Raw genomic sequence first — 24639 nt, 5'->3', positions numbered from 1 at the left:
GCTTATTCCTCTTCGTCCGCGTGATGGGTGCTGAACGAACGCCAGACCAGAACCGGGATGATCAGGGTGAAGACGATCACTTCCTTGTATGCGCTGGCCCAGAACGACGAGAAGGATTCAAGCACGCCGACGAGCAGCGAGCCGGCCGCCGCAATGGGATAGCTGGCCAGACCGCCAATGATGGCGCCGACGAAGCCCTTCAGGCCGATCAAGAAGCCCGTGTCGTAATACACCGTGGTGATGGGCGCGATCAGCATGCCGGACATGGCGCCGATGCCCACGGCCAGCGTGAACGTCAGCGAACCCGACATGTTGGTGCTGATGCCGACCAGGCGCGCGCCGCGGCGGTTGACGGCGGTGGCGCGCAGCGCGCGGCCGTACAACGTCTTGCCAAAGAAGATCCACAAGGCCAGGATGAGCAGCGCGCACGTGGCGACGACGAACAGGCTCTGCGCGGACCACGTCATGAAGCCCAGGTCGACCTGCCCACTCACGAATGCGGGCGTGCGCCAGCCTTCGGCGCCAAAGAACACGAGCGCCAGGCCCATCAGCGCGAAGTGCACGGCAACGGAAACGATCAGCAGCACCAGCACGGTGGCTTCGGCGAGCGGCTGATAGACGATGCGGTAGACCATCGGGCCCATCGGAATCACCAGCAACAGCGTCAGCAGCATGTTCAGCCACAGCGAGTTCTCCGGACCGGTATAGCTACGGGTCAGCCAGAACAGCGCCAGCGGCAGCACGACGCAGGTCGCAATGGTCTTGGGCAGGCCGGCGGCGCTACGCGTGCGCACGGCGCGCATCAGCTCGAGCGCCAGGCACACCAGGCCCAGCAACGGCAGCAGGTAGGCAGTGCCCGGCACCTTGCCGTCGACCAGCATGGCCAGGGTCAGGGCGCCAAACGCCACGAACTCGCCCTGGGGAATGAAAATGACGCGCGTGACGGCGAAAACCAGTACCAGAGCCATGCCCAGGAGGGCATAGATGGCGCCGTTGACGACACCGTCTTGCAGCAGGATCAGCGCAATTGATGAATCCATCTAACAACTACCTTGTGGTTTCTTGGTGTTCCGGCCCCACCCGGAACACTGATACGACACACCGGCCGGAAAGGCCGGTGCGAAGTCCTGCCGGGCGCGGCGCGGCGGGCGGTGTGCCGCCCCCGCGCCTCGGGCGCCCGCTATGGGCAGCCCGCGCTCGGGCGATCCTGGGGCATTACAGGCCGGGCTGGTAGACCCACTTGCCGTTTTCCACCTTGACCATGACGCGCGAGCGCTCGTCAAAGCCGGCGTGGTCCGTGGGCGACATGTTGAACACGCCTTGCGACACGGCCAGGTCCTTCACGCCTTCCAGCGCATCGCGCATCGCGGCACGGAATTCGGGCGTGCCGGGCTTGGCGCCCGTCTTGAGCGCCACGGGCAGCGCGGCGACGACCAGTTGGCCGGCATCCCACATGTGGCCGCCGAACGTGTTGGTCGAACCGGCGCCGTTGGCCTTTTCGTAGGTTTCCACGTAGGCCAGGGCCGACTTCTTGACCGGGTTGCTGTCAGGCAGTTGCGCGGCGACCAGCAGCGGGCCGGCCGGCAGGTACATGCCGTCGCAGTCCTTGCCGCAGACGCGCAGCACGTCGTTGTTGGCGGCGCCGTGGGTCTGGTAGATGGTGCCGCCGTAGTTGCGGGCCTTCAATTCCTTTTGCGGCAGCGCCGACGGGGTGCCGGCGCCGGCGATCAGGATGGCATCGGGCTTGGCGCCGACCAGCTTGAGCACCTGGCCCGTCACGCTGGTGTCGGTGCGGCCGTATTTTTCGATGGCGACGATCTCGATGCCCTTGGCCTTGGCGGCCTTCTGCATCACGTCCAGCCAGCCGTCGCCGTAAGCGTCGGCAAAGCCGATGAAGCCCAGCGTCTTGACCTTGGACTTGGCCATGGCGTCAGCCAGGGCGCCGGCCATCAGCGCGTCGTTCTGCGGGGTTTTGAAGACCCAGCGGCGCTTGTCGTCCACGGGCTCGACGATCTTGGCGCTGGCGGCCACGCTGATCATCGGCACCTTGGCTTCGGCGGCCACATCGACCATCGCGAGCGAGCCCGGGGTGATGGACGTGCCGATCAGCACGTCGACCTTGTCGTCGGAAGCCAGCTTGCGCGAGTTCTTGACGGCCTGCGTGGTGTCGGTGGCATCGTCCAGCACGATCCATTCGATCTTCTGGCCGGCGACTTCCTTGGGCAGCAGGGCCACGGTGTTGCGCTCGGGGATGCCCAGCGAGGCGGCGGGGCCGGTGCTGGCAACCGTGACGCCAACCTTGACCTGTGCGCTCGCCAGAAGCGGCAGAGTCAGGGCTACAGCGGCGGCGGCCGCGGACAAGCCGAAGTGCTTGCGCATGTTTTTGTCTCCTGTGGTTGGCTCTTATGTGCCTCGAACGAGGCGAAGCGAGCCTGTTTAAAGTTATACAGAAAAAAATATTATATGGTTAAAACAGTATCAGATGACGTAGCGCAACTACGGTAATTCCCTGATGTGCTACGGAAATCGTGATTTGGCAAATGCATTTGTTAATGGCGAACTTGTACTTGAAAGGGTCGCAGGCGTCATGTTGGGGGATTCCCTTGGGGCGACTGGGGTTTTCAAGGGGCTCAACGGCCCAGCATCGGCCACACCCGCTCGACGCGCGACGCAACCCAGGCAGCCACCACGGCCTTGACCAGATCGCCCGGCAGGAACACCGCGACCGCACCGGCGGCCTTGGCCATGTCCATCTTCGCCACCGCCGCCAGCCACGGCACGCCAAACGCGTACACCACCGCAATGCCGCCGACGACGCAGGCGGCCACGTAGCCCGCCAACCCCATCCACGTGCCCGATGCGCGCGCGGCCAGGCGGCGCGCCAGCCAGCCCGTGACGAATGCGCCGGCCACCATCCCGACCAGGAATCCGCCCGTCGGTCCGAAGAACGCGCCCAGTCCGCCGCGGCCGCCCGGCAGCACGGGCAGGCCGACCGCCGCCAGCGCCAGATACAGCAGGCACGCCAGCGCGCCGCGCACGGGGCCGAGCATGGCGCCGGCCAGCATCGCGCCAAGCGTCTGCAAGGTGATGGGCACGGGAATGCCGGGCATGGGAATGGGCGGCATCAGGCTCAGGACGACGATCAGCGCCGCAAACAACGCGACCAGCACCGTATTGTTCGATTTCATGGGGTTCCCCTCGGGTATGAATGTTGGGCGCGTGCGGTCAGAAGCTGCGCGCGTCGATCGCTTCGGACACTTCCTGCGCCCGCTTCAAGGTCAACACGATCAGCGGCACGATCAGCGCGACCGGGTTTGCGCCCAGACCGCGCGCGGCCTGCGCCTCGCGGATCTCCTGGAAATTGCGCCAGATTTCCGGCACGAAGCGCAGCGCCAGCGCAAGGGCCAGCGCCACCTTCTCGGCATCGACAAGCCCTGTGCGCTCCAGCGGCCGCAAGGCGCGCTCACAGACGGCGATCAGGTCGGACGTGCGGGTGGACAGGGTCACGGCAAGGGCCAGGCCGACCATTGCCGCCACACGCAGCACGACGGCCAGGGCCTCGATCGGCCCCTGGAACCAGCCGGTGAACAGCGCCACGGCCAGCAGTACCCAGAGCAGCCCGCGCACCTGGCGCCACACGGTTGCAGCCGCGACGCCCGTGGACCAGACCATCGCCACCGAGACGCCGAAGGCAAACGCCAGCCAGAGCGGATCGCGCAGCAGGAACAGGCCCGCGCCCGCCGCCATCAACGCCAGCAGCTTCACCCATGCCGGCAGCCGGTGCAGCGGCGTGTCGCCCGTGACGTACAGCGGCTCCATCATGCGCAGTGCTCCCGGTACCAGCGCAGCGCGGCGGCAGGCGTGTCGTCGGCGGCGATCGCGCCGTCACGCACGACCAGCACGCGGTCGAAATCCTCAAGCAGCTCCAGGTCATGGGTCACGACGATGGCGTCGTGGGGCAGCCCGTCGATGGCGGCGCGCACCCGGTTGCGGTTGCGCAGGTCGAGCTGCGTGGTGGGTTCGTCAAAGACGATGAGCGCAGGCTCCATGACCAAGACGGCGGCCAGCGCCACCAGTTGGCGTTCGCCGCCGGACAGCGTGTGGCTGCTGCGGTCGGCCAGATGGCCCACGCCCAGCCGGTTCAATTGGCTGTCGATGCGAGCCTCGCGCTCGTGGCGGTCAGGCGCCAGACGCTTCAGGCCGAACGCCAGGTCTTCGCGCACGATGGGAAAGACGATCTGGTTTTCCGGGTTCTGGAAGACAAAGCCAACGCGGGCGCGCACGGCCTTCAGCTCCCGCCGCGTATCCAGCCCGTCAACGCGCACGCTGCCCGACGTGGGCGCCACCAGGCCATTGACCAGGCGCGCCAGCGTGCTCTTGCCGGCGCCGTTGGGACCGACGATGCCGACGCGGCGTTCGGCCAGGGTGAGACTCACCCCGCGCAACACTTCCGCCTGGGGCGTCGACACTACCGCCTGGTCAAACTCGATTAACATGGGGCGGGATTATGCCCGAACCATTTCGGGCATCGCGACTCCAAGAGCTCATATGGAAAAAGTACGCAAAACCGACGCCGAATGGCGCGCCCAGCTTTCCCCCGAAGAATACGTGGTCACCCGCCAAAAGGGTACCGAACGCGCATTCACCGGGCGCTACTGGGATACTTTCACCCCTGGCATCTACCGCTGCGTCGGCTGTGGCACCGCGCTGTTCGCATCCGACACCAAATTCGACGCCGGCTGCGGCTGGCCCAGCTACTTTCAGGCGCTGGACCCCGAATTGGTGCGCGAAGAGCGCGACATCAGCCACGGCATGGTTCGCACCGAAGTGCTGTGCAACGTCTGCGACGCCCACCTCGGCCACGTCTTTCCCGACGGTCCCGAACCCACAGGCCTGCGCTACTGCATCAATTCCCTGTCGATGACGTTTGAGCCCCTAGAAGACTGATGAAGAAGTTCCTGTTCGACCTCTTTCCGCTGCTCCTGTTCTTCATCGCCTACAGGTATACGGACATCTTCACCGCCACCGGCGTCGCCATGGCGGCCGCGGTGGCGCAGATCGTCTGGCTCAAGGCCACCGGGCGCCCCACCGAAGCCATGCACTGGATCAACCTGACGGTCATCCTGGTGTTCGGCGGCGCCACCATCTGGCTACACAGCGACGTCTTCATCAAATGGAAGCCCACGGTGCTGTACTGGATGTTCGGCGGCGCGCTGGTCTTTGCCCGCCTGTTGTTCAAGCGCAACCTGATCCGCCGCCTGATGGAAAAGCAGATCCAGCTGCCGGATGTGGCGTGGGACAAGCTGAACATGATCTGGGCCGCCTTCTTCCTGATTGCCGGCGCGCTCAATCTGTATGTCGCGTTCTCGGGTCACTTCACCGAATCCCAATGGGTCAGTTTCAAGGCCTTCGGCCTCATGGGACTGATGATCGTCTTCGTGATTGGCCAGTCCCTGTGGCTGGGCAAGCATATCCAGACCGAGGAAAACACGCCGGCCAACCCGGGCGCCACGCCGCCCGGCAAGCCCTGAGCTTCCCATGCCAGAAACTACCGACAGTATCGCCCTGATCCGGGAGCGCCTTGCCGCGCTGGAACCCGTCAGCCTGGACATCCTGGACGACTCCCATTTGCATGCCGGCCACGAAGGCAGTAAAAACGGCGCCGGCCATTACCGCGTCATCATCGTAGCGCCTTGCTTTACGGGGCTCTCCGCCGTTGCGCGGCACCGGCTGGTGTATCATCATTTGCAAGATTTGATCCCCTATCCGATTCATGCGCTTGCGCTTGACGCCCAGGCTCCCAAATAGAAAGTAAAAGGATATTCATGAAACGCATCGTCATGCTGGCTGCGGCCTGCGTCATCGCCGTGCCGGCTTTTGCGCAAAACGTGGCAACCGTCAACGGCAAGGCCATCCCGCAAAAGAGCCTGGATCAATTCGTCAAGCTCCTGGTCGGCCAAGGCGCCACCGATTCGCCCCAACTGCGCGAACAGGTCAAGCAGGAAATGATCAACCGCCAGATCTTCGTGCAAGCCGCCGAATCCAGCGGCATCGCCAAGCAGGCCGACGTCCAGACCGAAATCGAACTGGCCCGCCAAGGCATCCTGGTCCGCGCGCTGATGGCCGACTACCTGGCCAAGCACCCGGTCACCGACGCCCAGGTCACCGCCGAATACGAGAAGATCAAGAAGGAACAGGCCGGCAAAATGGAATACAAGGTCCGCCACATCCTCGTCGAAGACGAGAAGAAGGCGAACGACCTGCTGGCCCAGTTGCAGAAAAACAAGGGCAAGTTCGACGACCTGGCCAAGAAGAACTCGAAGGACCCGGGCAGCGCCGAAAAGGGTGGCGATCTGGGTTGGGCGCCCCCGACCAACTACGTGCAGCCGTTCGCGCAAGCCGTGACGCAGCTGAAGAAGGGCCAACTGGTCGACAAGCCGGTCCAGACCCAGTTCGGCTGGCACATCATCATGGTTGACGACACCCGTCCGGTCGAATTCCCGCCGATGGATCAGGTCCGCCCGCAGCTGGAAGAAATGCTGCGCCAGCAAACCCTGGCCGACTACCAGAAGCAACTGCGCGAAAAGGCCAAGATCCAGTAAGGTCTGCGCTGCTCAAAAAAGCTGCCCGCCGATCGCGGGCAGTTTTTTTTGCGCTCGGCAATGTGCTCAGGTGTCAGACACCCTATGAGACGCCGCCGCAAGTTGCCGATCATCTCCGCAGGGTGTCTGACACCGTCCCAAGACCATCTCGACCCAGGTGTCAGCCCCCCCCTGCGACCCAGGTGTCAGACACCCCCCTGAGACGCTGCCTCAAGCTGAAGACCATCTCTGCGGGGTGTCTGACACCGCCCCCCCAGCAAGCAACAAAAAGGGCTGCACGCCGGTGGCGTGCAGCCCTTCTTCGTTAGCGCGCGGCAGCGTCCAGGCTAGGAAACGCCCAGCAGCGCCTTCAGTCCGTCCTCATCCAGCACCGGCACGCCCAGTTCCTGGGCCTTGGTCAGCTTGCTGCCGGAATCTTCGCCCGCGACCAGATAGGCCGTCTTCTTGGACACCGAGCCGCTGACCTTGCCGCCCGCAGCCTGGATGTGCATCGAGGCCTCTTCGCGCGTCCAGTTGGGCAGCGTGCCGGTCAGCACGAAGGTCTTGCCGGCCAGCGTGGTGTCTTGCGGCGCGGCTTCGGCCACCGGGTTCACGCCCTGCGACTTCAGTTGCTCGATGACGTCGCGGTTGTGCTGCTCGGCAAAGAAATGCCGGATCGACGCGGCCACCACGGGCCCCACGTCCGGCACCGACGACAAGGCGTCTTCGTCCGCGTCCATGATGGCGTCGATGCTGCCGAAATGCCGCGCGACGTCCCGCGCCGTGGTTTCGCCCACGTGGCGGATGCCCAGCGCGAAGAGCAGCCGGGACAGGTTGGGCGAGCGCGCCTTCTCGATGGCGGCCACCAGGTTGTCCGCGGACTTCTGGCCCATGCGGTCCAGGCCCACGAGTTCCAGCGGACGCAGGCTGTACAGGTCTGCCAGTGTCTTGACGCGGCCGCTGTCCACCAGTTGGTCCACCAGCTTTTCGCCCAGGCCTTCGATGTCCAACGCCTTGCGGCTGGCCGCGTGCCACAGTGTCTGCTTGCGCTGGGCGCCACAGAAAAGGCCCCCGGTGCAGCGCGCGATGGTCTCGCCTTCCAGGCGCTCGATGGCCGATTCGCAAACCGGGCATTGCGTGGGCATGACGAATTCCCGTGCGTCGGCGGGCCGCTTTTCCAGCACCGGGCCCAGCACTTCGGGAATCACGTCGCCCGCGCGCCGCACGATGACGGTGTCGCCAATGCGCACGTCCTTGCGGCGGATCTCGTCTTCGTTGTGCAGCGTGGCGTTGGTGACGGTGACGCCGCCCACGAACACGGGCTTGAGCCGCGCGACCGGGGTGATGGCGCCGGTGCGGCCCACCTGCACTTCGATGTCCACCAGCGTCGTGGTGGCTTCTTCGGCCGCGAACTTGTGCGCCAGCGCAAAGCGCGGCGCGCGCGCCACGAAGCCCAGCACCTTCTGCGCGGGCAGCGAATCGACCTTGTAGACCACGCCGTCGATGTCGTACGGCAGGGTGGCGCGCAAGGCGCCCACCTTGGCGTAGAAGTCCATCAGGCCTTGCGCGCCGCTTGCGCGGTGGTTGTGCACCACATTGACCGGCAGCCCCAGCGAGGACAACCACTCCAGCATGGCGCCGTGGGATTTCTCGGGCAGTTGGGACGCCTGCGCCGCGCCCGCGGAGGCTTCGTCAAACAAGCCGCTCTGCGAGCCGGGCAAGCCCTGGACCTCGCCCCAGCCGTAGGCAAAGAAACGCAGCGGCCGCTTGGCCGTGATGCGCGGATCGAGCTGGCGCAGGCTGCCTGCCGCCGCATTGCGCGGGTTGACGAAGACCTTTTCGTCGCGCTTGGCCTGCGCGGCGTTCAGCTTTTCGAAGTCGGCGCGGTTCATCAGCACCTCGCCACGCACCTCCAGCACCTTCGGGGCCGCGCCCTTCAACTGCAGGGGAATCGCCTTGATCGTGCGGATGTTGGACGTGACGTCCTCGCCAGTCTGGCCGTCGCCGCGGGTGGCGGCCTGCACCAGGCGGCCGTCCTCGTAGCGCAGGCTGATCGCCAGGCCGTCGAGCTTCAGTTCACAGAAGTAGTCTGGCTGCTGCGCCGGTCCCAGCATGCCGGCGCCGCGCAGCGTCTCGGTGACGCGGCGGTCGAAAGCGGCGACCTCTTCCTCGGAAAACGCATTGTTCAGCGACAGCATCGGCACCATGTGGCGCACGCTGCCAAACGCGGAGACCGGTGCCGCGCCCACGCGCTGCGTGGGCGATTCCGGCGTCACCAGTTCGGGATGCTCGGCCTCCAGGGCCTGCAATTCGCGCATCAGCCCGTCGTACTCGGCATCCGAGACGGAAGGCTCGTCGTAGACGTAGTAGCGGACGTTGTGCTGTTCGATTTCGGCGCGCAGGCGCGCCGCGGCTTGCGCCGGGTTCTCGCCGGACCTGCTTGCCATCAGGCAAACACCCGCTGGGCGCGCTCGCTGCCGGCGGGCAGACCCGCTTGTTCGAGTTGGCCGAAGAGAACCTGCAGGCGCTCGTCGATGACGGCTTCAGAGCCATCGGCCAGGGGCTTGCCCTGATCGTCGACCAGCTCGGCGCGCAGGCGCGACGCCAGGTCGCGGCCCACATCGACCATGCGGCCAAAGGCGCGGGGGTCGGCCGGGCTGCACGGCACGTCCAGCAGCAGGTACAGGCGTTCGATCCCGCCCATGCCCGCGTCGAAAGCCGCGCCGTCTGCGCGGGCCAGCGTGAAGCGGGCCACGCCGTTTTCGTTGGGCCACGCAAGGCGGTTGCCGTCGGCGACGAAACCGACGTCGCGCGCCACGGCCAGGACTTCGGCTGCCGGTTGGGCCGAGCCCAACAGCAGCGTCAGGCCAACCTGGGTATCCAGTGCGGCGCAGGTGTCGTCCAGTCGGGCGCCCTGCTCCAGTACGGCCTGCTGGTCGGGGCCTTCGATCGTGGCGTCGAAGCGCTCGGCCATGTCCTGGGCACGCGCCCAGGCTTGCGACCATTCGATGGCGGTCAGGGGACCGCTGCGATTGGCCAGCAGCACGGCCAGCTGCATGGAGGCATAGGATTCGCCGGGATGGACGCGCGCGCGGTGGCGGCGTTGGTCGGTTTCGGCGAACACGCGCATGGGCTTGCGGCCAACGCTGCGCAGGCTTTGCATGTAAGGCAGCAGATCCGCACCGCGCACCGCGTCGGCAAAGTTGATCTCAATGACCACTTCGCACGCGGGATCGGGTTCTTCCGCGTCGTCGGCATCGCTGCCGGGATCGACGGGGGCCGGTTGGCCGGGCTGCGCGCGCGCGGGCTCACCGCCCATGCCGGGCTCGCGCCGGGCCACATTGGCCGTGGCGGCGCCCGCCGCCCCCGCGCCCAGCAACGGATCCTGTTCGGAGGTAGGGAAATGGCTCTGCATCTTGCGGCGCACGCGCCGGTCCTGCCACCAGTTGAATCCCAACACCAGCAGTATCAGCAAGACGCCCAGGGCTATAAGCCCGATCTGCAAATCACTCATGTGTAAATCCCGCGCCTGCTAGGCGGCGCCTTTCTAAATATGGGGTTTATGCCGCTTCGGAGGCCATCATCTGGACGGCCGAATCTATGTCTACCGCAACGATACGCGAAACCCCCTGCTCTTGCATGGTTACACCGATCAATTGCTTTGCCATTTGCATCGCGATCTTGTTGTGCGAGATGAAGAGGAACTGCGTCTGCTCGCTCATGTTGGCGACCAGATTCGCATAGCGTTCGGTGTTGGCGTCGTCCAGCGGCGCGTCCACCTCGTCGAGCAGGCAGAACGGCGCGGGGTTCAGCTTGAACAATGCGAACACCAGCGCCGTCGCGGTCAGCGCCTTTTCGCCGCCCGACAGCAGATGGATCGTGCTGTTGCGCTTGCCCGGCGGCTGCGCCATCACCTGCACGCCCGCGTCGAGAATTTCTTCGCCGGTCATGCTGAGCTTGGCCTCGCCCCCGCCGAAGAGCTTGGGGAAGAGATCGCCGAAGTGGCCGTTGACGATGTTGAACGTCTCTTGCAGCAGTTCGCGCGTCTCGCGGTCGATCTTGCGGATGGCGTCTTCGAGGGTCTCGATGGCGGTCATCAGGTCCTGGTGCTGGGAATCCAGGAAGCCCTTGCGTTCGCGCGAGGTGTTCAGCTCGTCGAGCGCGGCCAGGTTGACCGAGCCCAGCGCTTCGATCTGGCGCGAGATGCGGCCGACTTCCTGTTGCAGCCAGCTGGCGCGGCGCCATTCGTCGGGTTGGTTGGCCAGGAACTGGGCCAGCTCCTCGCGGTCGACTTCGCGCGCGTTGAGCTGTTCCGTGAACTGTTCTTCAGCCAGACGCGCGGCCTGCTCCTGCAGTTGCAGTTCCATGATGCGCGCGCGGCGCGGTTCCAGCGTCTGCTCCTGTTGCTGGCGGTCCTCGTCGGCGCCGCGCAGCAGCGCTGCCAGGTTTTCGAGTTCCTGGCGGGCGCGCGACAGCGCTTCCTCGCGCTCGGCGCGCATTTCCAGGGCATCCTGCAAGCCGGCCTGCGACGCGGACGCGTCAAGCTCCGCCAGATCGCCCATCAACTGTTCCAGCTCGACCGCGCCGCGCTGGCTCTGGTCTGCGGCCAGTTGCTGGTTGCGCTGCAGGTCGGTGATGCGGACCTGGATGCCGCGTTCGGCGAATTCGGCTTCCTGGGCAGCGCGTTCCAATTCGCGCAGACGGGTGCGGGCCGCCTCGGCTTGCGCCGCCAGCGTCTCGCCGTCCATCTCGGCATCGGCGAACTTGGACTGGTGCTCGGCGAGTTCTTCGTCCAACGCTTCGAAGCGGGCCTCGGCCTCTTCGCGCGTGGCGCGCAGGTCTTCTTCGTGCGCCTTGATTTCTTCCAGGTCCTGACGCAGGCGCGAGGCGCGTTCGCCGGACTGTTCGGCCTGCTGCTGCAGCCGCGAATGTTCCAGCTGAATGTCGTGCACGCGGCGCGTGACTTCGGCCACACGCGTGCGCGCCGGCGAGATGGCCTGGGACACCTGCTGCCAGGCGGCTTCGGCCCGGGCAACCGCGGCGCGGGCCTGGTCGGCGATCAGTTGCTGGGCCTTGATCTCGCGCTGCAGGTTATCGATTTCCTGCTGGCGTGCCAGGAGGCCAGCCTGTTCGGAATCGGGCGCGTAGAAGCGCACGCTGTGCGCGTCGATCAGGTGACCGGCCTTCACCACGCAGGCAGCGCCAGCGGGCAAGGTGGCGCGCAGGGCCAGGGCCTGGGTCAGGTCATTGGCCGTATAGACCCCGGCCAGCCATTCGTTCAGCAGCGTGCGCAGGTCGGGATCGGTGATGCGCAGCAGGCTGGCCAGCGGCGTGAAGCCGGCCGGCGCCGGCGGCGTGGGCGCGGCGGCGGGCAGTTGATAGAACGCCAGCCGGGCGGGCGGCGCATCGTCGGCAAAGGCGCGCGCCCAATCCAGATTGCGCACTTCCATGGAAGCCATGCGTTCGCGCAGCGCCGATTCCAGGGCGGTTTCCCAGCCCGGTTCGACGTGCAGCTTCTGCCACAGGCGCGACAGTCCGGCGAGTTCGTGCTTGGCCAGCCAGGGTTCGAGCGCGCCCTGCTTCTGCACGTCGTCCTGCAGCTTGACCAGCGCGGACAGGCGGGCTTCCAGGCGGGCCAGGTTCTGGGCTTCGGTCTGGGCGGCGGCCTGGGCGCGGCTGCGCTCGGCGTCGGCCTCAGGCACGCGGCCTTCCAGGACGGCCAGTTCTTCCTGGGCGGCTTCGAGCTGGTCTTCGCCCGCGGCGCGGTCGCCGGCCAGTTGTTCCAGGCGCTCGGGGTCGGGGCTGTGCAGTTCGCGCAGTTCCTGTTGCAGGCGCTCGCGCCGCTGGTCCAGGGTCTGCATCTGGCGGTCGGCGTCGCGCTGGGTCTGCGCGACCAGCGCAAGGTTCTGCTCCACACGGGCCAGGGCCGCCCGCATCTCGTCGCGGCCGGCGGCGGCTTCGCGCACGCGCTGCTCAACCGAGGGCAGGCCCGCCTGCGCGTCTTCCGCGGTGGCGCGCGCCTCTTCGGTGCGGGCAGCGGCCGCGGCCAGGTCGTCTTCGGCCTGGGCGATCTGTTCGGTGCAGTGCTCGCGCTGGCTGGTCCATTCGGCGATCTGCTGCTGAAGCTGATCGCGGCGGGCCTGCAGGCGGTTGCGGGAATCGACGACGTGGCGGATCTCGGCTTCCAGGCGGCTGACCTGGGCATTGGCCTCGTACAGGGCGCCCTGCGCGGTATGGACGGCATCGCTGGCGGCGTAGTGGGCCTGGCGACGGGATTCCAGCGCGGCCTCGCCCGCACGCAGCCCGGCAATGGCGGCTTCCAGTTCGTTCTGGGCCTGCGCCATTTCCTGCGCCTTCTTGGCGCGTTCCTCGCGGGCCCCGGTTTCCTTCAGCAGCCACAGCGAATGCTGCTTCTTTTCGCCGTCGGCCTGGAGCTCGCGGTAGCGGGTGGCCACTTCGGCCTGGGCTTCCAGCTTTTCGAGCTGGCTGTTCAATTCACGCAGGATGTCTTCGACGCGGGTCAGGTTCTCGCGCGTGTCGGACAGGCGGTTTTCGGTCTCGCGGCGGCGCTCCTTGTAGCGCGACACGCCGGCCGCTTCTTCCAGGAAGACCCGCAGTTCCTCGGGGCGGGCTTCGATCAGGCGGTTGATCATGCCCTGGCCGATGATCGCGTAGCCACGGGCGCCCAGGCCCGTGCCCAGGAAGATGTCGTGGATGTCGCGGCGGCGGACCTGCTGGTTGTTGACGAAATAGCTGCTGGTGCCGTCCCGGGTCAGCACACGGCGCACCGCGATTTCGGCGTAGCTGCTCCATTGGCCGGCAGCGCGCCCCTCGCTGTTGTCGAACACCATTTCGACCGAAGCCCGGGCGGCGGGCTTGCGGTTGCCCGAGCCATTGAAGATGACGTCCTGCATGGACTCGCCACGCAGTTCCGATGCCTTGGCTTCGCCCAGCACCCAGCGCACGGCGTCGATGATGTTCGACTTGCCGCAGCCATTGGGTCCGACCACGCCGACCAGCTGGCTGGGCACGGGGATGACGGTGGGGTCGACGAAGGACTTGAAGCCGGCGAGTTTGAGCTGAGTAAGGCGCACAGTACGATGACGACGGGGTGGGTTGAACGAAAGGCGTTAACGGACCTGCCGCACAGATTGCAAACCGGCCCAAGAAGGGCCGGCTCTCATATGGGTCGTATGATACCGCAGGCGGTCTCCACCCTGACCTTGGCGCCGGGCAACCCGCGGGCAAACGCGCAATGGCTCGGGGCAAGGGTCCGGCTATACTCCCTGACACTTTTTGGCACGACACATAATTTTCACGCGGACTGGCCAGCCTCTGGCCGAAGATCGGGGACATTCTTGAAACGTGGTTTCTATCTGGTCATGGCGGCGCAGGCCTTCTCGTCATTGGCGGACAACGCGCTGTTCATCGCAGCGATCGCGCTGATACAGGAGCTGCACGGTCCAGACTGGCTGGCCCCGATGATGAAATGGTCGTTCGCGCTGGCCTATGTCGTGCTGGCCGCGTTCGTGGGCGCCATTGCGGACTCCTACCCCAAGGGCCGCGTGATGTTCTCCACCAATGCCCTGAAGGTGGCCGGCTGTCTGCTGATGTTCTCGTACGCCAGCATCGGCGTCGCCCCCCAATACCAGACCTGGCTGGTCTGCGCCGCCTACGGCGTCGTGGGCATCGGCGCCGCCGCCTATTCCCCCGCCAAGTACGGCATCGTGACGGAAATGCTGCCGCCCACCATGCTGGTCAAGGGCAACAGCTGGATCGAGGGCCTGACGGTCTTCTCCATCATCCTGGGCACCGTGCTGGGCGGCCTGCTGATCTCCTCGTCCGTTTCCACCGCCCTGCTCAGCCACTCCTTCATCGGCAAGCTGGTCCACACGCCGGCCGAGGCCGCCATCCTCGTCATCGCCTTCGTCTACCTGCTGGCGGCGCTGTGCAACCTGATGATTCCCCGCACCCACGTGCGTTATCCGCCGCAGCAGAAGAACCCCGTGCGCCTCGTGCGCACGTTCTGGGGCTACGTCTGCGTGCTGTGGAAGGACAAGCTGGGGCAGATCTCGCTGGCCGTCACCACCCTGTTCTGGGGCGCTGGCGCCACGTTGCAGCTCATCGTCATCGAATGGGGCCGCAGCCACCTGGGCTACCAGCTCGACAAGGCCTCGATGCTGATGGGCGTGGCCGCGCTGGGCACGGTGGTCGGGTCGATCCTGGCCGGCCGCATCCCGCTGCGCCGCGCGCTCGCCGTGCTGCCGGTGGGCGCCGCCATGGGTCTGGTCGTGCTGCTGATGCCGCTGGTCTACCAGCCCTGGAGCGTCTATCTGCTGCTGCTGCTGACGGGCGGCCTGGCCGGTTTCTTCGTGGTGCCCATGAACGCCCTGCTCCAGCACCGCGGCCACGTGCTGCTGTCGGCGGGCCATTCGATCGCCGTGCAGAACTTCAACGAACAGCTCAACATCCTGCTCATGGTGGCCATGTACACGCTGCTGCTGTGGCTGGAACTGCCGATCAACGTGATCATCGTGATCTTCGGCTCTGTCGTGGCCGTGCTGATGGTGGTCTTCATGCGCTGGAGCAAGCGCAACATGCAGGCCAACCCCGACCTGCACGACCAGATCGGACAGGAAGGCCACGGCCGCGCACTGGATACCACCCACTAGGCCGCGCGCGCCAACCACTTGATCTTCCAGCAAAAAACCGGGCTCTCGCCCGGTTTTTTCATTTGCCGCCGGTCCCGCTACAGTTCGCGGGCGGCCAGCTTCAGGTCCTGCCAGGCACGCGCCTTTTCCGACGGGCTGCGCAGCAGATAGGCCGGGTGGTAGCTCACGACGACCGGAATCTGCACGTCCTCGTCTGTCTTCAAGTGATGGACGCGGCCCCGCAGGCTGCCGATGGTGGCGTCCGTGCCCAGCAGCGTCTGCGCGGCAAACCGCCCCAGCACCAGGATGCGCTCGGGTTTGAGCAACGCGATCTGCCGCATCAGATACGGGCTGCAGGCGGCGATTTCCTCGGGCTTGGGATTGCGGTTGCCCGGGGGACGGCACTTGATGACATTGGTGATGAAGACGTCCCGCTCGCGGCTCATGCCCACCGCCGCCAGCATGGCGTCCAGCAACTGGCCCGACCGGCCCACGAAGGGCTGGCCCTGGCGGTCTTCCTGTTCGCCGGGGGCTTCGCCCACTACCAGCCAACGGGTCGGCTGAGCGCCCTGGCCGACCACCGCATGGCGGCGGCCCTGGCACAGGCCGCAGGCCGAACACGCCACGACCTGCGCGGCCAACTGTTCAAGATTGGCGTCCTTGACGGCCTCGGCCACCGGAATGGGCGGCGGCGCTTCTTCCTGGACTTCGACCTTCGGCGCCGGCCGCGGCGGCGGGCCGGTGCGGTTCAGGATCGAGGCCGGAATGGCCGATGATGCGCGCCCGGATGGCGGCTCTGCCGGCGTGGCGGCGGGCGCGGAAACCTGGGCAGCCTGCGCGGGCGGCGCAATCGTTGGAACCGCAGAGGGCGATTCGGCGGGGGCCGGCGCGACGATGGCGGATTGGGGTGCGGCAGCGGGCGCGCCGCCGGACAGGGCCGAGGGCGTTGCCACGGGGGCCGGCGCCGATGCGCCGAAAGAGGGCCCGACGGGCGTCTTGATGGCCGGCGCGGCAGGCGGCGTACGCAGCCACAGCCGCTCCATGCCAAGCTCGCGCAGCCAGATGCGCTGCAACGGGTTGATGCGGGGCGGCGCGGGGCGCGCCGCGGCGTCGATCGAGTTCATGCCGGGGCTCCGTCGGCTTGGCCAAAGCGCTTTTGCATGACGATGGCATCCTCACGGCCGCCCTTGTCCGCCGGGTAATAACCACGGCGCATGCCGATCTGCAGGTAGCCGTGGCCTGTATAGAAACTGATGGCCGAGGCGTTGGACGGCCGCACTTCCAGCAACAGCCCTTCCAGCCCCCGTTCGCGCGCCCGCTGTTCGCACCAATCGAGCAGCGCGCCGCCCAGCCCCTGGCGGTGCAGGTCCCGCGCCACCGCAATCACCAGCAGGTGCGCCACGTCGGGCGCATACATCAGCACGCAGAATCCGGCCAGCTTGCCCTCGCGCCGCAACGTCCAGGCGCCGTAGCCCGACGCCAGGGCGTCAGCGAAATTGCCGCGCGTCCAGGGGAACGCCTGAACTTGCGCCTCCAGCGCCACGACTTCCTCCAGGTCCGCCTGCGTCATGGGCTGCGGCACCGGCGTGGCTAGCGATGGCTGAGCTTTCGGATTGCCGCCCTCGCCACGCAGGCGCTCGGCAGTGGTGAACGCGACCTTGTCCCGCACATACAGGGGCGCGGCCAGCTCGGGCGCCAGGGTTTCGCCCCGCAGCCAGCCCTGGCGGGCAAGGCGCGCCACGCTGGCTGCCTGCGGCCGCTGGGCATCGACGGCACGGCGCCATTCGGCGGGCGCCGCCATGTCGGCGGCGTATGCGTCCCAGGCATCGCCTGCCAGCAGCGGCGCGATCGGCTGCCCGGCCCGCGCCGACCAGATCGGCAAATGATGCGCCGTCCAGGGCACGACCTCGGCGGCGGCGATCAGCATAGGCGCCTGCAGGGTTTCCCAGACGGATTCATCACCCGCCGCAGCGCTGCGGCGGTAGACTGCGAGATAGACCTCGTTCATGCGGGCGTCCAGCGCCACGACCACGGCCTCGCCAGGGGTGCCATCGACGTCCGCGGCCACAGCCTGGTGCGAAACAATAGGCAACACCGGGATGCCCAGCCCCAGCGCCATTCCCTGGGCGACGCCGCAGGCCACGCGCAGGCCGGTGAAGCCGCCAGGCCCCTGCCCGAACGCCACGGCGTGCAGCCCCGTTGCGGCAATGCCGGCCTCGGCAAGCAGCGCATCGGCCATAGGCAGTAGGCGCTCGGCGTGTTCCTGGGAACCTTCGTGCTCGCGGACGCTGATCTCCAGGCGGCCGTCGACCGCCCGCAAAAGGGCCACGCCACATCGTGACGACGAAGTTTCCAGTGCCAGCAGGTTTAGTTCCATAGATGCAGATTGTACGAAATAAGGCGCTGTTACCCCCGGGTGTAAGGGGGATTTCAACCAGGGATCGCAATGTGTAATATCTTGTGAACGCCCTCTAGCCCCCGGTTCTTGTCACTGTTACATTTCCGGCCATGAATACGCAAAACACCACCCCCACCCGAAAAATCCTCGTCGTTGACGACGATCCGCGCTTGCGCGATCTGCTGCGCCGGTACTTGTCCGAACAGGGTTTCAACGTTTTCGTCGCCGAAGACGCCAAAGAGATGGGCAAACTCTGGCAACGTGAGCACTTCGACCTGCTCGTGCTGGACCTGATGCTGCCCGGGGAGGATGGCCTGTCCATCTGTCGCCGGCTGCGCGGTGGTCACGACAACACCCCCATCATCATGCTGACGGCCAAGGCGGAAGAAATCGACCGCATCGTCGGCCTGGAGATGGGCGCGGACGACTACCTGTCCAAACCCTTCAACCCCCGCGAACTGCTGGCCCGCATCAATGCGATTCTGCGCCGCCGCGGCACCGAAGAACATCCCGGCGCCCCCAGCCAGGAAAACGAATCCATCGCCTTCGGCCCCTACGTGCTGAATCTGTCCACCCGCACGCTCACGCGCAACGGCGAGCAGGTGCCCATCACCACGGGTGAATTCTCGGTGCTCAAGGTCTTTGCGCGCCATCCGAAGATTCCCCTGTCGCGCGACAAGCTCATGGAACTGGCTCGCGGCCGCGAATACGAAGCCTTCGATCGCAGCCTGGACGTCCAGATCTCGCGTCTGCGCAAACTGATCGAGCCAAACCCGTCCAAGCCCGTATTCATCCAGACCGTTTGGGGTCTAGGATACGTGTTCGTCCCAGACGGTGGTAGCTGATCGGCTGGCCCGCCCCGGGCAGGAGCGCAGCGTCGTGCCGCGCCTGCGCAGAACATTCAGGAACCTGACATCACGTTTGCGGCTGGGCTTGTTCGGCCGCACGTTCCTTTTGCTCGCCGCGCTGATGCTCGTCAGCCTGGGCGCGTGGCTTCAAGTGTTTTTCAGCATGGAGCTGGGACCGCGCGCCAATCAAATGGCGCAGCGGGTGATCACGGCCGTCAATATCACGCGCACCGCGCTGATCTATTCCCATAACGGCGAACGCAGCAAGCTCCTCCTCGACCTGGCCACCAACGAAGGCATTCAGGTCTATCCGCGCGAGGTCACCGACTTCGCCGAAGCCCTCCCCGACGACGACTACTGGCAGCGCGTGGCCCAGCACATCCGCACGCGCTTCGGACCGGAAACGCAGATCGCCTGGGGCGTGAACCAGGTGCCCGGCTTCTGGGTCAGCTTCCAGATCGAAAAGGATCTGTACTGGCTGGTGTTCGAGCGTGAGCAGATCGGCCTGACTGGCGGAATCGAATGGCTGGGATGGGGCGCCACCGCGCTTTTGCTGTCCCTTGTCGGCGCCGCGGTCAGTGTGGGATTCGTCAACCGGCCGCTCTCCCGTCTGGCGCGTGCCGCCCAGGTGCTGTCGCGTGGTGAAACACCCGCGCCGCTGCCCGAGCAGGGCCCGCTCGAGATCCGCGACCTGAACGCGTCGTTCAATCGCATGGCCAAGGATTTGCGGCAGGCCGAGGCCGATCGCGAACTCATGCTGGCCGGGATCTCGCACGATCTGCGCACCCCGCTTGCGCGCATGCGGCTGGAAATCGAACTGAGCGGCGTGTCCGAGGACGCGCGGCAGGCCATCGACGAAGACCTCGGCCAGATCGACCACAGCATTGGCCAGCTCATGGAATACGCGCGCCCGGCGGGCACGCTGCCGCAACTGGCCACCGACATTTCCGCCGTGCTTGCCGAACTGTATGAACGCGAGCGCAGCCATACCGCCTCGCTCGGCGGCGAACTGGAAGCTTCGCTCGAACCCGGCCTGCGCGCCCGCATCACCGCGCTGGACTTGAAGCGCATCGTCAGCAACCTGATCGAAAATGCGCGCCGCTATGGCCGCTCGCCCGACGATGGGATGGCGCATCTGAACATGACGCTGCAGGCCGAAGGCAGCATGATCGTCATCGAAGTGTCCGACCGCGGCCCCGGCATCGCGCCCGAAGACGTGGACCGCCTGCTTCGCCCGTTCTCGCGCGGCGAGGCCGCCCGCACCGGCGTCAGCGGCGCGGGCCTGGGTCTGGCCATCGTCGAACGCCTGCTCAAGCACGTCGGCGGGTCGCTGCGCATGCTGCCGCGCGAGGGCGGCGGACTCACCGCGCGGATAGAGCTGCCCAAAGCCAAGTTTAGGAATTATCAATTAGACAACGATAATCCATAGCGTAAAATTTGGGGTTTGAGGCGCTGCCTTATCTCCACCCAACAACTACGGGAGTAAACATGAAAACTGTTGGCGACAAACTCGAACCCTTCAAGGTCACCGGCGTCAAGCCCGGCTTCAACCAGCACGAAGAAAACGGCGTGTCGGCGTTCGAAGACATCACCGAAAGCTCGTTCCCCGGCAAGTGGAAGGTGATCTACTTCTACCCGAAAGACTTCACGTTTGTGTGCCCGACCGAAATCGTCGGCTTCAACAAGCTGGCCAAGGATTTCGAAGACCGCGACGCCGTCCTGCTGGGCGGTTCGACCGACAACGAATTCGTCAAGCTGGCCTGGCGCCGTGAGCACCCGGACCTGAACAAGCTGGGTCACTACCAATTCGGCGACACCACCGGCGCCCTGATCGACCAGCTGGGCGTGCGTGAAAAGGGTGCTGGCGTTGCCCTGCGCGCCACGTTCATCGTCGACCCGGACAACACGATCCAGCACGTTTCGGTGAACAACCTGAACGTCGGCCGTAACCCGGAAGAAGTGCTGCGTCTGCTCGACGGTCTGCAAACCGACGAACTGTGCCCGTGCAACCGTACGGTTGGCGGCGCCACGCTGTAATTTCCAGCCCGGTCCGGGGCCTGTCCGCAGGCCCTGCGCCGGGCATTAATTGCGCTAGATTATAGGTAAAAACTATGGAATTTCTTACGACCATTAAGGAACAGCTGCCGGATTGGGCCAAGGACATCCGCCTGAATCTGGACGCCGTGATTGCCCGCTCGACGCTGGCTCCCGAAGACGCCGTGGGCGCCGCCCTGTCCGCCGCGTACGCCGCGCGCAGCCCGGTGCTGGTCGAGGCCTTCAAGAGCGGCCTGTCGGAAGGCGACGCCAATGCCGCGCTGACCGCCTCCGCCCTCATGGGCATGAACAACACCTGGTATCCCTACGTGGAGATGACCGGCGACGCCCAGTTGAAGAGCCTGCCGGCCCAGTTGCGCATGAACGCCTACGCCACCCACGGCGGCGTGGAAAAGAAGCGCTTCGAACTCTTCGCCCTGGTGGCTTCCATCATCGGCAAGTGCCATTTCTGCGTGGCTTCGCACTATGAGAACCTGAAGAACGACGGCCTGTCGACCGAACAGCTGCGCGACGCCGGCCGGATTGCCGCCGTCGTCAACGCCGCCGCGCTGGCGCTGGCCGCCCAAGGCAAGTAAGCGACCCGATGCTCGCAAAAAAAAGCCCGCCTGCTTGATGCAGGCGGGCTTTTCCTTTTGGTTGACGTGTACCGCGCTATTTGCCGGCGGCGGGCTTGACCGGCGCGGTCGGCAGGCCGTTGGCGGTCCACGCCTCCATGCCGCCCCGATACCAGTAGGCGCGCCAACCCAGCGTCCCCGCGCGCAGCGCCGCGTTGTAGGAGGATCGGTCGTTCATGCCCGCGCCCATGAACACGATGGGCGTGTCGCGCCGGTCTCCGGTGTTCTTCTTCAGCCAGGCGTCCAGCGCGCCTTGCAGGTGGTCCGCGACGCTGCCGTCCGACCCGGCGTCGGACAGCGGATAGGCGATGGGCAGCGTCTCCCGTAGCCCGCTGGTGTCGATGATGAGAATGTTCTTATCGTTGTTGATCAACCGCACCAGCTCCGGCGTCGTGATGATGTCGGCGCGCGTGTGCTTGTTGGGCGTTGGCCCCCGATACGGCGACGAGAACAGCAGGTTCGTCGGCGGCACGCCGTAGTCCTTCAGCTCGTCGAAGGCGCCGGCGGGCAGCGCCGGCATGCCCTGCCCCGCCGCGGGCGGTTGCCGCGGCGCCTGCGGTGCGCCGCCATCCTTGGCGACGACCTCGCCGCCCACCGTGCCCATCTCAATATCCGAAACCATCACCGCGATGTTCTCGATCAGGTCGTAGCACATCGTGATAGAACCCTCGCGCGGGTTGTACCAGGCGTTCAACTGGCCGCAATCCTTGAACACCACGTTGACCGGCCGCGGCAGCACGTAGGTCTGGCCGAGCAGCTTGATGTTGTTGGTGATGGCCTCGGACAGGTTGTTCGCGAACAGGTTGCCGATCTTGCGCTTGGATGGCTCGAACACCACGTTGACCGGCGCGCCGGGCGCGTTGGCCGGCTGCAGGCCGTCGGGCGTCCAGGTGCCGACCCGCGTGTGCGGCGCCAGCAGCCGGCGCCACGCGCGGTTCTGCTTGTTGAATTCGTCCGTGCACCGCGCTTTGGTCCGGTCCTCGAAGCCAACGTGCTTGGCCACCGGTTCGAACACCGCGGGATTGCCGCCGTACATGATGCACAGCATGTTGCGAAAGCGCTTCAAGTCGCCCGTGTGCTCGTCCTGCCAGGCCGAATTAGCCGAGGCGCCGCGCTTTTCCGCCAGCTTGCCGCTGTAGTACCACTGCAGCGCGGCATACGTCGCAGCCTCGCGGGCCATCGTGTTCAGGTCCTCGTCCTTGGTCGGATACATGGTGGGCTCGACGATCTGCAACGCCGAGTACATGTCGACCGCGTCTTCCTCGGCGCCCGTCGCCGGCAACTCCAGCTCGCCGATCAGCGCGTGGCCAAACTCGTGCAGGAAGATGCTGCGCATGATCCCGACGTAGACCCCGACAATGCGCAACGTATCGCCGCCAAAGCGCGGATAGGGACCCTCGCCCGGCAAGCCGGGGGCGTTGTTGGCGGGCGTGCGGGTGGCGGGCGTGTTGTTGGCGGGCGCGGGAGGCGGCGCCGCCGACGGCACGCGCGGCGCACCCGCGCCGCCTTGCGCGCCGGACCCGGCGGGCTTTGCAGCCACGTCCGACACGATCATGAAGTCGGCAATGCCGAACGTGCCTTCGTCGTACGCCATGATGCCGATCTCGCTGCCCAGCGCGGGCTCGTTCTCGATGTCGGCAATCTTCTGGCCATTGACCAGGAAACGCGCGGCGCCGGGCACTTCCACCACTCTGATGCGGTCGGTGCCGTCCAGCTTGGCCACGTTGGGCACGGAAGCGATGTCGCGGCGCGTCTGGCCCTCCAGACAGAACAGCATCGTGTTGCGGTCCGCCCGGATCTCCAGGAGGCACAGGCTCTTGCGCGCGTTGTTGTTCAGCGCGATGCCGATGGACGCCTTGGGGCTCTTCGAGTTGACCATCACGTTGACATCGGTGATGCGACCCGTCTCGGGCGCGGGCCCCGGATTGATGTAGAACGTCTGCTCGCCGCCAGGCACGTCGCTATTGCGCAACGTGAACCAGCCGTCCTGCTCGCCGACGTGCCAGCCCTGCAAAAGCTGCTGTTTGACGGTGCCTGCCAGTGGGCCGAGCTGCTTCTCATACGCCGCGTACGCGGTGGTAGCAAAAGCGGCCAGCATGAAAAATAGCCCCGCGCCACGGAATCGCATCTGAATGTCCCTGATTAGTCAGATTTCAAGTCGCGCAGCGTATGTCAGATCAAACCGGTCCGCTTATTCATTTGTTAAAGATGTATTCCAACGTAAAAGCCGCCCGGGCTGGCGGCACGGACGGCTTTCGATTTGGGGGCACGCGTGGCGTTAGCGCCACGGAACCGGTAGCGCGTCAGGAATCCACGCGCGCCAGCAGCGCGACCACCGTCGCCGCGATGCCTTCCTTGCGGCCCAGGTAGCCCAACCCTTCGTTGGTCTTGGCCTTGATGTTGACCTCGGTCTCTGCCAGACCGGTATCGGCGGCAATATTCTTCACCATGGCCGGCGCGTGCGGGCCGATCTTGGGCGCCTGCGCATGCAGCGTGGCGTCGATATTGACCGGCGCCCAGCCCGCCTGGCGCACGCGCGCCATGGCTTCGCGCAGCAGGACGCGGCTGTCGGCCCCCTTGAAGGCCGGATCGGTGTCGGGAAAGTGCCGGCCGATGTCGCCCAGCCCCGCCGCGCCCAGCAGCGCGTCGGTGATGGCGTGCAGCAGCACGTCCGCATCGGAATGCCCCAAAAGGCCGTGCGTATGGGGAATCGTGACCCCGCCGATGATCAGCGGCCGGCCTTCGACCAGCGCGTGCACGTCAAAGCCCTGACCAACGCGAAAAGGAATGCTCATAGCCATTTTTCCATCAGTTCAAAATCGTCCGGCCATGTCACCTTGAAATTTCGCATCGACCCCGTGACCAGCAACGGCGCGTAGCCGGCGGCCTCGATGGCCGAGGCCTCGTCGGTGACGATGACGCCATTCACGGAGGCCGCGGTCAGCGCATCGCGCAGCACGCCAGCCCGGAACATCTGCGGGGTCTGCGCCAGCCACAGGCCATTGCGGTCCAGTGTGCGCTCGACCCGCTGGTGCCCGCCCTTGACCGTATCGGCCACCGGCAGGGCCAGCAAACCGCCCACCGGATCGGCCAGGCAGGCATCGATCAACCGCGCCAGCGCTTCGGCAGGCAAGCCGGGGCGAGCCGCATCGTGCACCAGCACCCAGGTGTCGTCGGCGACCTCGCTGTCGGCAAGCGCGCCGGCGACCGTATCGGCGCGCGTCGCGCCGCCGCAGGCACGCCAGACGGTGCGCGGCAGGCCAGCAAGCGCGGCATCGACCCAGCCGTCGCCCGGGCTGACCGCCACCCGCACCTCGGACACGCGCGCGTCGGCCAGCAACGCGCTGACCGCATGGCGCAGCATGGGCTGTCCGGCCAATGGACGGTATTGCTTCGGAACGGCCTCGTGTCCGGGCCGGCTGGCGCGGGCGCCGACACCGGCGGCGGGCACGATTGCGATGATTGCGTCAGACATGGTGCGGAGATTTTATA

Annotated in this window: 22 protein-coding genes; 9 read left to right on the top strand and 13 right to left on the bottom strand. The window is 66.2% G+C overall.

What is annotated here, in order from left to right:
* Positions 1–2: 2 nt before the first annotated feature.
* The 5 genes from V6V88_RS06085 to V6V88_RS06065 all read right to left on the bottom strand — a co-directional run bounded on the left by V6V88_RS06085 (position 3) and on the right by V6V88_RS06065 (position 4496).
* Positions 3–1040: a branched-chain amino acid ABC transporter permease gene (locus V6V88_RS06085; protein ID WP_056321800.1), complete on the bottom strand. Its 1038-nt coding sequence runs from the start codon at positions 1038–1040 to the stop codon at positions 3–5.
* 175 nt (positions 1041–1215) lie between these two features.
* On the bottom strand, positions 1216–2379 hold the full coding sequence (locus V6V88_RS06080) for an ABC transporter substrate-binding protein (RefSeq protein WP_056321798.1): 1164 nt from the start codon (positions 2377–2379) through the stop codon (positions 1216–1218).
* Between the two features lie 251 nt (positions 2380–2630).
* Positions 2631–3188, bottom strand: a complete 558-nt coding sequence (locus V6V88_RS06075) for a biotin transporter BioY (protein ID WP_062840531.1) — start codon at positions 3186–3188, stop codon at positions 2631–2633.
* 37 nt (positions 3189–3225) lie between these two features.
* A complete protein-coding gene (locus V6V88_RS06070; protein ID WP_223574566.1) occupies positions 3226–3822 on the bottom strand; it encodes an energy-coupling factor transporter transmembrane protein EcfT in 597 nt (198 codons plus the stop codon).
* Positions 3819–4496 (bottom strand): ABC transporter ATP-binding protein, encoded by a 678-nt coding sequence (locus V6V88_RS06065; protein ID WP_253855870.1) that lies wholly within the window; start codon positions 4494–4496, stop codon positions 3819–3821. Before V6V88_RS06065 ends, V6V88_RS06070 begins: the two co-directional genes overlap by 4 nt.
* 52 nt (positions 4497–4548) lie before the next feature.
* On the opposite strand from V6V88_RS06065, the gene msrB reads away from it, so the two are divergent.
* Genes msrB through V6V88_RS06045 form a run of 4 tightly spaced genes read left to right on the top strand, consistent with a single transcriptional unit; the run spans position 4549 to position 6602 of the window.
* The gene (gene msrB / locus V6V88_RS06060) at positions 4549–4947 is read left to right on the top strand and encodes a peptide-methionine (R)-S-oxide reductase MsrB (RefSeq protein WP_056321785.1); all 399 of its coding nucleotides are present in this window, start codon (positions 4549–4551) and stop codon (positions 4945–4947) included.
* Positions 4947–5531 carry a septation protein A gene (locus tag V6V88_RS06055; protein WP_338618408.1) on the top strand — a complete coding sequence of 195 codons (585 nt, stop codon included), beginning with the start codon at positions 4947–4949 and terminating at the stop codon, positions 5529–5531. The genes msrB and V6V88_RS06055 overlap by 1 nt, the downstream gene beginning before the upstream one ends.
* Before the next feature lie 7 nt (positions 5532–5538).
* Positions 5539–5808 (top strand): BolA family protein, encoded by a 270-nt coding sequence (locus V6V88_RS06050; RefSeq protein WP_338618406.1) that lies wholly within the window; start codon positions 5539–5541, stop codon positions 5806–5808.
* Between the two features lie 17 nt (positions 5809–5825).
* Positions 5826–6602, top strand: coding sequence for a peptidylprolyl isomerase (locus V6V88_RS06045; RefSeq protein ID WP_056321777.1), 777 nt, complete (start codon positions 5826–5828; stop codon positions 6600–6602).
* 326 nt (positions 6603–6928) lie between these two features.
* On the opposite strand, the gene ligA is transcribed toward V6V88_RS06045, so the two are convergent.
* Genes ligA through smc form a run of 3 tightly spaced genes read right to left on the bottom strand, consistent with a single transcriptional unit; the run spans position 6929 to position 13675 of the window.
* Positions 6929–9028, bottom strand: a complete 2100-nt coding sequence (gene ligA / locus V6V88_RS06040) for an NAD-dependent DNA ligase LigA (RefSeq protein WP_338618405.1) — start codon at positions 9026–9028, stop codon at positions 6929–6931.
* Positions 9028–10095 (bottom strand): cell division protein ZipA C-terminal FtsZ-binding domain-containing protein, encoded by a 1068-nt coding sequence (locus V6V88_RS06035; protein WP_062840525.1) that lies wholly within the window; start codon positions 10093–10095, stop codon positions 9028–9030. The genes ligA and V6V88_RS06035 overlap by 1 nt, the downstream gene beginning before the upstream one ends.
* 46 nt (positions 10096–10141) lie before the next feature.
* Positions 10142–13675 carry a chromosome segregation protein SMC gene (smc, locus tag V6V88_RS06030; protein ID WP_223574562.1) on the bottom strand — a complete coding sequence of 1178 codons (3534 nt, stop codon included), beginning with the start codon at positions 13673–13675 and terminating at the stop codon, positions 10142–10144.
* Positions 13676–13939: 264 nt separating this feature from the next.
* On the opposite strand from smc, the gene lplT reads away from it, so the two are divergent.
* Positions 13940–15253: a lysophospholipid transporter LplT gene (gene lplT, locus V6V88_RS06025; RefSeq protein ID WP_062840523.1), complete on the top strand. Its 1314-nt coding sequence runs from the start codon at positions 13940–13942 to the stop codon at positions 15251–15253.
* A 77-nt stretch (positions 15254–15330) separates the two neighbouring features.
* Here lplT and V6V88_RS06020 read toward each other — a convergent pair whose 3' ends face one another.
* Together V6V88_RS06020 and tsaB are read right to left on the bottom strand one after the other, a co-directional pair.
* The gene (locus V6V88_RS06020) at positions 15331–16356 is read right to left on the bottom strand and encodes a uracil-DNA glycosylase family protein (protein WP_338618398.1); all 1026 of its coding nucleotides are present in this window, start codon (positions 16354–16356) and stop codon (positions 15331–15333) included.
* On the bottom strand, positions 16353–17609 hold the full coding sequence (gene tsaB / locus V6V88_RS06015; RefSeq protein ID WP_338618395.1) for a tRNA (adenosine(37)-N6)-threonylcarbamoyltransferase complex dimerization subunit type 1 TsaB: 1257 nt from the start codon (positions 17607–17609) through the stop codon (positions 16353–16355). Before tsaB ends, V6V88_RS06020 begins: the two co-directional genes overlap by 4 nt.
* A 131-nt stretch (positions 17610–17740) precedes the next feature.
* Between tsaB and ompR the strand changes: the two genes are divergently transcribed.
* From ompR to V6V88_RS05995, 4 genes are all read left to right on the top strand, one after another.
* Entirely contained in the window at positions 17741–18475 is a 735-nt protein-coding gene (gene ompR / locus V6V88_RS06010) for a two-component system response regulator OmpR (protein ID WP_003813882.1), read from the top strand.
* A gap of 4 nt (positions 18476–18479) precedes the next feature.
* The gene (locus V6V88_RS06005) at positions 18480–19907 is read left to right on the top strand and encodes an ATP-binding protein (RefSeq protein ID WP_108005088.1); all 1428 of its coding nucleotides are present in this window, start codon (positions 18480–18482) and stop codon (positions 19905–19907) included.
* Positions 19908–19966: 59 nt separating this feature from the next.
* Entirely contained in the window at positions 19967–20515 is a 549-nt protein-coding gene (locus V6V88_RS06000) for a peroxiredoxin (protein WP_006217982.1), read from the top strand.
* Between the two features lie 74 nt (positions 20516–20589).
* Positions 20590–21108, top strand: a complete 519-nt coding sequence (locus V6V88_RS05995) for a carboxymuconolactone decarboxylase family protein (protein WP_042796792.1) — start codon at positions 20590–20592, stop codon at positions 21106–21108.
* A 76-nt stretch (positions 21109–21184) separates the two neighbouring features.
* On the opposite strand, the gene V6V88_RS05990 is transcribed toward V6V88_RS05995, so the two are convergent.
* The 3 genes from V6V88_RS05990 to ispD form a co-directional block, all read right to left on the bottom strand.
* Positions 21185–23245, bottom strand: coding sequence for a DUF4344 domain-containing metallopeptidase (locus tag V6V88_RS05990; protein WP_338618384.1), 2061 nt, complete (start codon positions 23243–23245; stop codon positions 21185–21187).
* 205 nt (positions 23246–23450) lie between these two features.
* Complete coding sequence (ispF, locus tag V6V88_RS05985; protein WP_056321752.1) at positions 23451–23942, bottom strand: 2-C-methyl-D-erythritol 2,4-cyclodiphosphate synthase; 492 nt, start codon at positions 23940–23942, stop codon at positions 23451–23453.
* A complete protein-coding gene (ispD, locus tag V6V88_RS05980; protein ID WP_223574551.1) occupies positions 23939–24622 on the bottom strand; it encodes a 2-C-methyl-D-erythritol 4-phosphate cytidylyltransferase in 684 nt (227 codons plus the stop codon). Before ispD ends, ispF begins: the two co-directional genes overlap by 4 nt.
* Positions 24623–24639: the final 17 nt, after the last annotated feature.

The organism is Achromobacter sp. E1 (assembly GCF_037039475.1).
GTDB lineage: Bacteria > Pseudomonadota > Gammaproteobacteria > Burkholderiales > Burkholderiaceae_B > Achromobacter > Achromobacter mucicolens.
This window is presented reverse-complemented; position numbering and strand designations above follow the sequence as displayed.